Annotated in this window: 10 protein-coding genes; 2 read left to right on the top strand and 8 right to left on the bottom strand. The window is 41.3% G+C overall.

Annotated features, from left to right (window positions below; genetic code table 11):
• The first annotated feature begins 213 nt into the window (after window positions 1-213).
• On the top strand, window positions 214-3,072 hold the full coding sequence (locus ASV53_RS19145; protein ID WP_094958264.1) for a C25 family cysteine peptidase: 2,859 nt from the start codon (window positions 214-216) through the stop codon (window positions 3,070-3,072).
• Between the two features lie 228 nt (window positions 3,073-3,300).
• Here the strand turns inward: ASV53_RS19145 and ASV53_RS19140 are convergent, their stop codons facing one another.
• Window positions 3,301-4,725, bottom strand: a complete 1,425-nt coding sequence (locus ASV53_RS19140) for an arylsulfatase (protein WP_094958263.1) — start codon at window positions 4,723-4,725, stop codon at window positions 3,301-3,303.
• Window positions 4,726-5,024: 299 nt separating this feature from the next.
• On the opposite strand from ASV53_RS19140, the gene ASV53_RS19135 reads away from it, so the two are divergent.
• The gene (locus ASV53_RS19135) at window positions 5,025-6,464 is read left to right on the top strand and encodes a cytochrome ubiquinol oxidase subunit I (RefSeq protein WP_094958262.1); all 1,440 of its coding nucleotides are present in this window, start codon (window positions 5,025-5,027) and stop codon (window positions 6,462-6,464) included.
• Window positions 6,465-6,507: 43 nt separating this feature from the next.
• Here the strand turns inward: ASV53_RS19135 and ASV53_RS19130 are convergent, their stop codons facing one another.
• From ASV53_RS19130 to ASV53_RS19100, 7 genes are all read right to left on the bottom strand, one after another.
• The gene (locus ASV53_RS19130) at window positions 6,508-7,380 is read right to left on the bottom strand and encodes a LysR family transcriptional regulator (protein ID WP_094958261.1); all 873 of its coding nucleotides are present in this window, start codon (window positions 7,378-7,380) and stop codon (window positions 6,508-6,510) included.
• A 194-nt stretch (window positions 7,381-7,574) separates the two neighbouring features.
• A complete protein-coding gene (locus tag ASV53_RS19125; protein WP_094958260.1) occupies window positions 7,575-7,892 on the bottom strand; it encodes a heavy metal-binding domain-containing protein in 318 nt (105 codons plus the stop codon).
• A gap of 53 nt (window positions 7,893-7,945) precedes the next feature.
• A complete protein-coding gene (locus ASV53_RS19120) occupies window positions 7,946-8,422 on the bottom strand; it encodes a DM13 domain-containing protein (protein ID WP_094958259.1) in 477 nt (158 codons plus the stop codon).
• Window positions 8,423-8,605: 183 nt separating this feature from the next.
• Window positions 8,606-9,157, bottom strand: a complete 552-nt coding sequence (locus ASV53_RS19115) for a hypothetical protein (RefSeq protein WP_094958258.1) — start codon at window positions 9,155-9,157, stop codon at window positions 8,606-8,608.
• A 246-nt stretch (window positions 9,158-9,403) separates the two neighbouring features.
• Window positions 9,404-9,877, bottom strand: coding sequence for an RDD family protein (locus ASV53_RS19110; RefSeq protein WP_239928858.1), 474 nt, complete (start codon window positions 9,875-9,877; stop codon window positions 9,404-9,406).
• 397 nt (window positions 9,878-10,274) lie between these two features.
• A complete protein-coding gene (locus tag ASV53_RS19105) occupies window positions 10,275-10,994 on the bottom strand; it encodes a hypothetical protein (RefSeq protein WP_094958256.1) in 720 nt (239 codons plus the stop codon).
• A 214-nt stretch (window positions 10,995-11,208) separates the two neighbouring features.
• Window positions 11,209-11,721, bottom strand: coding sequence for a DUF4823 domain-containing protein (locus ASV53_RS19100; protein ID WP_239928857.1), 513 nt, complete (start codon window positions 11,719-11,721; stop codon window positions 11,209-11,211).
• Window positions 11,722-11,723: the final 2 nt, after the last annotated feature.

Here is an 11,723-nt window from a genome sequence, read left to right as displayed (position 1 = left end):
CATAAAAATGACGTAAAACAAAGACGCCAAACACAACATAAACAATAACTTACGACAAAGCCCCATCTTCAGGGATAATTCAGACACAACTGTATAAATTAAATAATAAGAAAACACTCAATACCATAATAACTGGCTGAAATATCAGACCGGTCATTTTATAAAATATAAAAACTCCAAAATCAAACAACACAACACATACCGGAGACAACAATGAAACTCAATAAAACGAGATTACTTTTAACGCTCGCACTATTTTCACAATCCACATTTGCTGTCGAGCATGTTGACGCCTCTATTTTTAATGAGCGTATTATCAATTTTGATTTGGCAGCTGATATTGCTTCTGCTGCAGAAGACCAAAAAGCTAATCCTTATTTTTCTCTGTTAAGTATTAATAACAGTAAAGCTATATTTGAGGCGAAATTAACCACCCTCACGATGGCTAAAGTAAAGATGGCCGATGGTAATATTTATGACCGTATTATATTGCCAGATGGCGGCGGCCCGGTTGAACCAGGAAAGCCAAACCTAACGGGCTACCAACAGCTAATTCGCATTCCAGATGGCGCACAACTGAATATTGTTATTGATGAGGTCGAATGGTCTGAAACGTTCAAAGACACCTTAGTTGATCCTGTTCAACTTCCCTTCCCTGATGTGGTTGAAATGGATGGCTCTCGCCCAGACCAAAATATGCCATTCGTAAAAGATGAAGACGCTTATAGCTTAGTGACAGATGCCAAGATGCCACCCGTTGCTGTCGTTGAAACAGTGCGTGTTCGTGGAAAAAGTTACGCGGTTATTTCGTATCGTCCAATGGATTTTAGTGCGACTGAAAAAACAGTCCGTTTCGCCAAAAAAGTGCGCTTTCACGTTGACTACACTTTGCCTAAAAACAAAGGGGCGCACTCAAAACGCACAGATCAATTAGGCTTTGATGCACCAACAGATTCTGTTATTGATATCCGTTCTAAAGCTGAACAAGCTCAACCTAATGTTCAAAACAATGCTGCGCTAACACCTGCACAAAATGCAGATTACTTGATCATCACCGCAGATCGATTCAAAGATGCCATTGCACCATTAGCGGCTTGGAAGCGCCAAAAAGGCTACAAGGTCCATGTTGCCACTGTGACAGAAACAGGTAATACACAAGAAGACATCAAGAAATATATTACAGACTCTTACAGCAACGGGACCATGACCTCGTACGTACTACTGGTTGGTGATCATGAAGATATTCCTGCATGGGAAATCACAGGTCACGGCTATCACGGTAAGAACCACAAGTGGCATACCGATTTCGAATACACCTTAGTCGATGGCACTGATAAGTACCCAGACTTAGTACTAGGTCGCCTTCCAGGTGATACCGAAGCGCAGATCACCAGCATGGTTACTCGTACTTTAAATTACGAAAAAACACCTGTTGATTCAGAACGCTACAACAATGTATTACTTGCTGGACAATACCAAGATAACGATGGCAATAGAAAAGCTGACCGCATGTTTATGGAAGATCTCCATCGCGTCGCTGACTTCTTAGGCCCTGACTATGACTTCTTTGGCGGTCCTGGTGATTTATTCAATAAAGGCTTTCAAATCCACACGGCACTTCAGTGGGATGCCGATTTATCCAAAGAACTAAAATACGGTGGTTGGGATTACGGTAGTGCTCGTGTAACACCACCAAGCCCTGTACCCCAAGCTTGGAAAGACCAAGGCAACGGCAACCATGTGCAAATCTCAGACGCGATCAACCAAGGTGTTAGCTTAGTCATGCACCGAGATCATGGTTACGGTGACGGTTCTGGCTGGGCTGATCCTCACTATACGGCAACCGATGTCAACGCACTCGCTAACGGTAACATGTCACCTGTTGTTTTCAGTTTAAACTGTGCAACGGGTTGGTTCGACGGCAAAGATTCTTTTGCAGAATCTTGGATGCGTAACCCTAATGGTGGTGCAGTTGGCTTTACTGGTGCTGTGCGAGTGAGTTACTCCGGTTACAACGACCTAATGCATGCCGCAATCATGGATAGCTTCTGGGACGATTACGACGGTAACTGGTCGAGTAATATCTACCCTGTGTCTTGGCGTCCAGCAATGGCAGTAAACCGTGCTAAACACCGTTTATTCAGCCATTACGGCACCCAAGGTACCGCGCTTTCCACTGCCCGTTTCTTTAGCTGGTTTGGTGATCCTGAACTAGAGTTACGCACTCAACGCCCACAAGCATTAACGGTAACCTACCCAGAAAACATCGCGAGTGGCACTCAATCTGCCTTTGATGTGGTTGTTCAAAGCAATGGTGCTCGATTGAAAGATGCGCGTGTTGCGCTTGTTGCCAAATCAGGACAGGGCAAGTCAGAACAATCGCATGTTGTCACGACAGATGAAAACGGTGTCGCACACTTTGATATCACCCCGACTGAATCAATGACTTTAACCGTCACAGAGCATAATGCACCTGCATATGAAAGTGAGATATCTGTTGGTAGTAATACTAGCCTTACAGCAAAAGTGTCTGCTAGCCAAGAATCACCCGCCCGCCAATGGGTGGTATTAGATGGTACTCAATCAACTTTCACTGAAGGCACCAAAGTACATTTTCAATGGACACAGATTGAAGGGCCTAAAGTACGCATTGATTACGCAGACAAAAATTATGCCTACGCAGTTACGCCAGATTACAGCACAACGTTGAAATTTAAACTCACCATTACTGATGAGAATGGCAACACAGATTCGGCCATTCAAACTATCGTGGTTAAGTCTGAAAATCCGGATAATAATAAAGCGCCTATTGCTATCGTTCCTGAGAAGCAAATCGCCTCTTTCTCTCAATGGGCTGCGCTTGATGGAACTAAATCAACTGATCCTGATGGTTCGATCAGCCAATACCAGTGGCGCCAAGTTTCAGGTCCAACAGTACAAATAGCTTACCCAACTAGCCGTTATGCTTATGCACTAACACCAAATGTGAATGCTAAGTTAACCTTCCAACTGACAGTAACTGATGATAAAGGGAAGTCTTCTTCCTCGACACACACTATGATCGTTCAATAAAAAATTGGGGAGCCTAACTTAGGCTCCCCCTTTTAAAGTGATAACGATTAATATACGAACCATCAAAGTACGGGTACGCTCAAGGGCCAAGCTATAAAGCCTCTCGGCTAGATCTATTTATCTACCGACAACCTTCAATTCTGCTTGATTTAAAAGCCCTTCAGCACGCCATCAATAGTTCTTGAACAGCATAGAGCTCTTGATACACATCAGCATAAATTTCACTCGCTATTCATAGCCCTTAAATTCTTCACCTGGCTGTATATTTCGGTATTGATGCATGCTGCCTTTAAGGTCTCCAATTTTTTTCATGATAGGATCAAATATCCACGTGTGTGAGTAACCTTCGTTACCTAACAACTCATAGGCTTCCTTTGGATCATTTTTGATATCGAATACTTGTGGGAAAGTGTATTTGTCAATTCTAGAGTGTGTCGATTCAGCTGCCATAAAATGCATTTTAAAATTTCGCCATTTCACTGCAAATAAATCATCGCCAACAAAGACAATAAAGTGATCGCGGTTAGACTGTGGCTTACCTAGGAAGAAGTCCTTCTGGTCAACACCGTCTATTGGTCGATCGCTTGGTACTAGCTTCTTGGCTCCTGCAAAACTGGCAATCGTTGTATACATATCAATATCACCAACGATCTCATCAGATACGCGCCCGGCTTCTATTTTACCGGGAAGGCGAATCATCGCAGGAGTTCGGAGTCCACCTTCATAGGCCGTGCTTAAACCACCACGCCATGGTCCGTTTGAACCACCACCACCAATTTCACCAGCGGCCAGAGCTGAGCCTTGCGGGAAACTGCCTGCACCGTTATCGCCACTCAGAATCACCAATGTGTTCTTTTCAATACCTGCTTTTTTGATAGTCTCTAGAATTAAGCCAATGTTGTAGTCCACTTCCATTTGGGTGTCAGCATAAATACCTGCTTTAGACTTATTCTTAAACTCATCATGCACGGTAAACGGTGGATGAAAGTGTGTGAAACCAACATAGGCAAAAAAAGGTTTGTCCGACTTTGCTTTCTCTTGAATATAGGCAATGGTTCGTTCGGTGATCTCTCTATCTAATGTTATTTTCGCTGGAATATCAAAAAGCTTAACCTTTTTTGCTGGTTTACCTTTTACGCCTTCCCAAATATAGGGGGTTTCAGCGACTTCAGGATCCCACTGCGGTGTTGAAGTATAAGAGGCTGCATTAGTCCCTTCATTGGTTCCCCAAAAGTAGTCATAACCTTGATAATTAGGTAGTTTTTCAATACCTGCACCCACGTGCCACTTACCAAATAACGCGGTACTGTACCCCGCATCAGAGAGAAGTTCTGGGAGAGTATACTCCCACTGTGCTAGCCCATCAGGCTCTCCTGGAGCTGGTACTTTTTGGTTACCCGTTCTAATCGGTAAACGACCAGTATGGAGTGCTGAACGAGTTGGGGTACATTGGTTTTGAACATTGAAATTGGTTAATCGAAGCCCTTGTTGAGCAAAATCATCAATGTTGGGAGTCTGTATTGTACTTCCTTGCGCACTTAAATCACCCCACCCCCAATTATCCACCAGTAAATACACGATATTTGGTGTTTCTGTCGCCATAGCAGAACAAGATATTGTCATCGCACTTACTAAAAAAGCTTGTTTAAGCATTTTTACCTCTCCAGTTAAGCCCTTTAAATCAAAAATAGGATCGATATTCAGTTGCCTATACCCCTTGATTACATATAGGCAAAAAATACTAACATCATTATTATCAATACCTTACTTGTCCACCAATACGCCATTAGAGTGCCAAAAAAGTAACTTATCGACATGCCACATACTTTAATGCCGCTGCTTATTAGAATGAACTTAGCAAAGCAAAATCAACTTGCAGGAAAACCTGCTTTAACCTATTGGAAATACCCTTTGAGTAAAATGACGAAAAGCTTTTCTCAAGGTATTAATCAATGAGTATAGAACTCGTCGACACAGCAAGACTCGAATTTGCATTAAGCATGTCCGTTCATCAATTATTTGTACCCACCTTTATTGGTGTAATGTTCATGGCTGCAATTTTACAAACGCTATATTTGAAACAGGGGGATCTGGATTACCAAAAAGGTGTTCGATTATTGGTTTCATTAATGTCTCCTGTCTTTTTCCTATTAATGATTACAGGCATAGCCACACCTCCCATTGGAGAAGACTGGGCGGTATTTGAACAAGTTTCGCATGCAATGCTTGGTGAACAGTCAAAAACTATGCTTGGCTTATGTGCTTTAATCACAATTAGCTCTTCTGCTTTAGCATTGTGGGGGTGGCGCTGGTTTAGTGACAAGGTTATGACCGTCATTTTATGGATCGTTCCTTTCGCCTGTACTATCGGTGAAGCGCCAGCCATCATTTTGAATGGTTGGATGCAACATCCCGTTGGCAGTGAGGTCAATTCTGAACTTTCCGTTACATTAATTTCTGCTTTTGAGTACCTAACAAACCCTATGGGTACTCAACGGATTTATCACTTTTTCAGTGGTGCATTACTTGTAGGTGCAAGTGTATTAGCCACCTTATCGGCATTTTACATCGTCAAGAATAAAGCTGAGTTTGCGACGAAATGGCTAAAAGTATCGAGTATTGTCGGTTTTATTCTTACTTTATCTTCAGTTATTAGCGGTGATATTCACGGGCGTGAAGTTCATCAAACCCAGCCCATGAAGCTCGCTCAGATTGAAGCATTATGGGAAACCCAGCAATCAGGCGCTCACCTCGTACTCGCGGCTCTACCTAATATGGAAAGAGAGTCCAATGACTTTGAACTAGCTATTCCCAATGTTTTGGGTTGGATGCTCAATGGAACAGAAGACAAACCAGTACTGGGAATAAAAGATCTACGCGATCAAGCAGAAGAACGTATTTTGCGGGGTCTCGATGCTAATGCCAGCAATGATGACAAAGCGTATGCACAGTTAGTTTTGAAACATACGAACAACATGGCAAATGCAACAAGTGAAGATGTTAAAGCAGCAGCGCAAGATACTGTAAACAATGTACCTCTGTTGTTTTGGGCATTTAGAGCAATGGTAGGAGGTGGGATCATTTTGCTTTGTTTATATGGCTATATGGCTTATCGCTCGCTTTATAATAAGACGATTTCAAGTAGCGTCATCACACTGACTCTTGCTGTTTATCCAATTGCTATTATTAGTTATCTTTCTGGTTGGATTGTTTCAGAAGTTGGTCGTCAGCCATGGGTTATATACGAAATATTACCGACATTCTTAGGCGCTGGTGATTTTATAGGTGAAACAACACATGGTTTTTCTAGTGTAGAACTCCTGACGATTTACGCTATTTCTATCCCTATAGCTATAGTCCGTTGGTTCTTTGTGGTTCGTCGCTATAACTAACTATACTCGCTCATAAAAAATCCTTAGCCTTGTCTCTACCGACTTAAACAATCGATTTCACTACAGAGACCAACCACAAATAAAAGGCATCATTTCTATGTGTTGTAGGAATACAAGCTACGGCAGATAGCGCACTGTCAGAAGCATCTAATGTGATACTTCTGAGGCCATCCCTCACTAAAAAACTAGGAAGTGGCGCAACCAAATCACTCGATGCTATACAGTCTAAAAGGCTAGAGAGGTCCTCTGTTTGATAACCGATATTAAAGTCGATACCCTGCCGACTAAGGTACTGAGTAAAGTTAACCGAATCGGAGTTCCAACCATTTACTTTTAATATGGCTAAAGGCGATGACAGTGCTTGCTGTAAATTCGAAGCTTGATGTTGCTTGCTAACAACTAAAGATACGTGATGATGCCCTACAACTCGCTGTGTGACTGATTGCGAGCAAGAGAGATTTTCAAAATGAAGTCCGAGGTGAATCTCACTATCGGCTATAGATTGATAACTACTCTCTTGCCAAAGCACAATCTCAATGTCAGCTAAAGGCGCTTGGCTTTTCAATGCTTGGAATAATTTAGGCTGGTATAGTTTCAACAAAGCAGAGTTAGAAGCAATGGAGATTTTTCCACTAAAGGTACGAGGGTCGAAACACTCTCCCTCAAACACTCGATCAATCTCTTTTTGTATCCGCTTTAATTTTGTAATCAAACCTACGGCATAAGGTGTAAGTTTTAACCCTGATGATTGTCGCACAAATAGCTCATCGCCAAGCTCTTCTCGAACTTTCTGTAAACTTTTTGAAACCGCACTCGTGGTTTTACCTAAGCGTCGAGCTGTTCTGCTCATGTTTTGTGTGTGTGCTAAATCAATCAGCAATTTTATCTGATTCAAATCCGATAGCTTTCTATTCACTTATTCCAAACCTTACTTAGACTTTAAGTATGTAAACGGCTTATCTACGTATAGATTTTATATTAATCGTCAATTTTAGTTAACCACGACATTGACCAGTACAAGAGAGTAAAACCAAGTGTTTTAAAGGGATTTAGTATTGATATGAATGCTTTAAATAACACTTATTTAGCAAACATCAAGCTTCTTCTTATTTATCTTTTTAATTTTACAGCTGTACCATAAGCCATAATTTCTGATGCACCTTGGGTTATGGCGCTGGTTGTAAACCTGACACCAACTACGGCATCTGCACCTTGGCTTTGTGCATCTTCAAGCAAGCGTTCAATCGCAATACTGCGTGCTTCCGCCAGCATCTCGGTGTATCCCTTTAGTTCACCACCGACAATACCTTTTAAGTTTGCCATAATATCGCGGCCAACATGCTTAGATTGCACAACATTGCCTGTCACAACACCAAGTGCTGCTTCAATCTCTTCGCCAATAATGTTTTCTGTTGTTACAAATTTCATAATATCTCCATAAGGGTAATCTTCTATACCAAAGCGTCAGCTAGCTGTGGTTATTATTGATACTTAGCGGCAGTAATAAACTCGCCAAAAGTTTCACACCAAATGATCACGGCGTTATAGCGAGAAGGGTCAACGCTTTGTGGTACTTGCACGACAAAGTTTTTAAAGGTTTTGACATCACCGACTTGGATCATGTTCGCTTTAATGCGATTAAAATCGGCTTCTGTTTCAACAAACTCCGGCGATAGATAAAGCTTATAGTCAGGGCCTGGTGCCAGTTTCCCCATAAGGGTGATAAATTCAGGCCCAACGGAAACCTGGCCTTGCCCCCAGTGAAATGAATCACTGTCTTTTAGATCTTTTCGAAACTCTGCAGAATATTGAGCTTGTGAAGACATTGTGGATACTTCAGTGGCTGTTGGTGACGTCGGAGCAATAAGAATGGGCAATGCATATATCCCTAGCGCAAAGCCAATGGCCCCCACAGATAAGTGGCTCACAAGGAGTATTATCAAGATTTTTATTTTCATTCCGCCTCCATTAAACTCAAACCAGCGCTCTCTCCATATTAAGCACACTCTCAACATGCACTATTATACTTGTATAATATGTAGCACCAGAGGTAGATATTCAATGTCAGAGTAGTTCTTATTATTTGAATTTGATAGTAAAGTTTCCGTTCTGACTCGGTGTATACCCCTAACAGGATCCGATTACATCATTAGGGCTTGCTGAGCATCAGATAAACTCGCGCGTTTTGCAAAGACTCGGTATTCTGGCTGACGGTCGTAACTGACGCGTACAACGGATTTAGGTGTTCTGAGCAACACGTGTATTCGACGTTTATGTCGCATGTAACGAATGGCATCTAACTCTAATACTTTTACAACATCATCTAATAAAACATCTGGCGCTAACTTGTCAGCGACTTTCACCATGATCCCGTCTTGTACTGTCGACTCTATTTCCCCCCATGGGCATGTGCTTTGATTGTCACGGCAGTCAGCCACTAGCTCTTTTTCATGCACATAGATAGAACGTCGCTCTTTTGGTAAATAAAGCTGATAGACGATTTCTTTCATATCATCATCAAAAGCCACATCACGTACAATCCCCCAAACAGTGAATAACTGCTGTAACCAAGCTGGTTGGGCTTGGTGGCAATCATAGAAATAAACATTAGTGTTATTCGTAAACTTGGGTGGATAGATGTCGACATTAAGCGGGAGTGTATTTCGCGGAGTAATAAGAGGGCGTTTGATCATGTTTTTCTTCTTGTTAGCACGTTAATCAAAGTGACGCAGTAGGTTCTTTGCTTGTTAACACTGTTCATTGCTCACAAAAACCTATTGAAACACCAGTGTATTCTGAAGCCAGATTTTACACCTGATTTCACCTCCTAGTTTGATTATGTCTGACATTTAAAGGGTAAATTCAGGTTTCCCTCCCACTTAAATGGCTGATTTGAAGTGGTATAATAATGCAGAGGACTGCAAACCCGCTTTAAACGATTAATGGCTAAAGGTGACTTTATCAGAGCCTTGACTTCGAAGGCGGATAACAACTGAACCGGCTATTTTATCGTGCCAACCTTGTTTCTTTTTGTCCCAACCTACCCAAAACAATCCAAGCCCTAAGGGTATAGTCGAAACAATATAACCAAAGTAACGGAGCAAAGATTGTTTTACTGTTAAAGGCTTACCGGTTTTAGCATCAACAACCGTTGCCTTTATCACCATTTTACCTGGTGTTGCTGATTTATATGTCCAAAAGGCGATTGTTGCACATAAAGGGAAAACGTAATTAAGTACAGCATCCATCCCTCCAAGTAGCACATCTTCAGAATATAAATAACTCTCGCCATAAACAATGTACATTAATGGGATTATTATCAGCACCATAATTAAACAATCAATTAAAGACGCACCAACTCGAGCCCAAAAACCTACATATTCATTATCAGGTGGTATTACTTCATCATTCACTTTTACTCTCCTTCCTCGCCACTGCATGTATGAAACATCACGGTAGCTTATCTAGCTTTAATGTGCTTCTACCATAAACACAATCTTATTTGCCTAATATAACACTCTAAATTATAACACCCCAAACAAACAGCGTTTTAAATGTTATGGCATTGTTCATCCATAGAGGAGAATTATAATGAGAAAATAAGTTCTAGAGCTAATGCTAGGCGCGTCATTAGGTTACAACATTAATGACCATTTCCAGATTGTGATTAACGACAATCACTCATTCGAAATGAAAGCCAGTCAGGATAATATTCAAGAAGATAGCTTAAGTGCTGGTATTAATCACCGATTCAACTGATGCCACTCTCCCTTTGCTACGCAAGATCAATCCCAACCAATTTCACACTCATCACCGAGCAAAGCGATTTAATATCGTCAGCAGGAATTGCTTCAGATTTACAGGAATAATAACAAAGAGTGCAACACCGCTATTAAAGTGCGGGTTCAACTTACAATAATACTGAATTTCTGGTTTATCACTGGTCAGTAACATGTCCAATTCTGCTTGGTTGTAATTACTCACCCTATCGACCGAGACCAAACACCGAAGTGCATTCTCTGCGCTAGGATCACCGTTTGGGTTAAAATGGTCAAATAACGCTTCTGGCGCACAATGTGAAAAATGCGGCCAAATGACCCCTGTATTCTTCGCGATAGCACGGTACATGGCCGGGCTAAGCATAGTGTCTGCATAATAGTGCTTACGCCAAGGTTTACTCAGCCAACTTTTGAAACTTTCCTGAAGTGAAAAAATAAAAGTATTGCTGCCCTTTCGATAATCAGGCAAAAATGCAGCGGATGCCTTGATGACAACCTTGTGGGAAATATTGGTAAAAGTCAGTAAACAGTAGCCGACAATCCGTTCCTGATCGAAGTACAGCCGCAATTTCCTCTGATAAGGTTCGCTACTATCAAAGTACTTAAACAAATAGGCTTCAGGATCAACATTAGAGAAGCTCGCAATGATGATCTCTGCCAACGCTTGCCTCTGCTCTGGCTGTAACCATTGTTTTGACTGTGTTAAATCCACACATTTAAGATGTTTGATAAGCGCCTCTTTTGCTGCCATGACACTGTATCTACAATAGCAAGCTCTGTATTGAATACAAAAATCATAGAGTAAAAACGTTAGCTTAGTGCTTTTTGTGTTGTCGTAATACGCCACAACGTATTACGATAATATTGATAAAACCACCAAAAACCCCAAAGCCAATTCAGACCTAGAATGCCGAGCGTTGGTAGTAGTATTGATGGCTTTGATATACATTTAAAACTACTTACACTTACTCAAACAATTGAGCAGTAAAGGTTTCTACAGGCTCTGGTAATAAGTCTTGAGGATGATCACCACCTAATGTCATGATCCCACTCTTACCATTAACAACAGCGGATTTAATTTCAATTCCACCGTTAACATTAACAACAGAAATTTTCACGGTCACTTTATCAGGTTTTGCTGACCATTCTGTCGCACGATCTTCCCAATGCAAGATGGTAGGATAAATTAAGTAATCATAGTCACCCTCTTTTGCTGAATGTAAAGCATCTGCATACTTCTGAACTTTACCTGCGACTTCAACATTATTCAGTCTTTTCATAAAACTGCTATTAATTGTCTGACTTAACATCATTCCGGAACCAGTATAATGTTGTTTCCCGTATTCTCCGTCTTTTGACAGAGCAATATACACTGAATCACTTGATTGTATTTTTGTTGCATTACTTGATTCAGCAACACTGACATTGTGAGAATCTGCACAACCAATCATCGTAACTAATGAAGCTACTAATAAAATCT

Origin of the sequence: Photobacterium sanguinicancri, from assembly GCF_002265265.1 — a bacterium.
Taxonomy (GTDB): Bacteria; Pseudomonadota; Gammaproteobacteria; order Enterobacterales; family Vibrionaceae; genus Photobacterium; species Photobacterium sanguinicancri.
This window is presented reverse-complemented; position numbering and strand designations above follow the sequence as displayed.

Coding starts and splice junctions, on each gene's coding strand:
- ASV53_RS19125 (WP_094958260.1), bottom strand. CDS start 7,892: ATGAAATTTGTAACAACAGAAAACATTATTGGCGAAGAGATTGAAGCA.
- ASV53_RS19140 (WP_094958263.1), bottom strand. CDS start 4,725: ATGCTTAAACAAGCTTTTTTAGTAAGTGCGATGACAATATCTTGTTCT.
- ASV53_RS19105 (WP_094958256.1), bottom strand. CDS start 10,994: ATGGCAGCAAAAGAGGCGCTTATCAAACATCTTAAATGTGTGGATTTA.
- ASV53_RS19120 (WP_094958259.1), bottom strand. CDS start 8,422: ATGAAAATAAAAATCTTGATAATACTCCTTGTGAGCCACTTATCTGTG.
- ASV53_RS19115 (WP_094958258.1), bottom strand. CDS start 9,157: ATGATCAAACGCCCTCTTATTACTCCGCGAAATACACTCCCGCTTAAT.
- ASV53_RS19145 (WP_094958264.1), top strand. CDS start 214: ATGAAACTCAATAAAACGAGATTACTTTTAACGCTCGCACTATTTTCA.
- ASV53_RS19135 (WP_094958262.1), top strand. CDS start 5,025: ATGAGTATAGAACTCGTCGACACAGCAAGACTCGAATTTGCATTAAGC.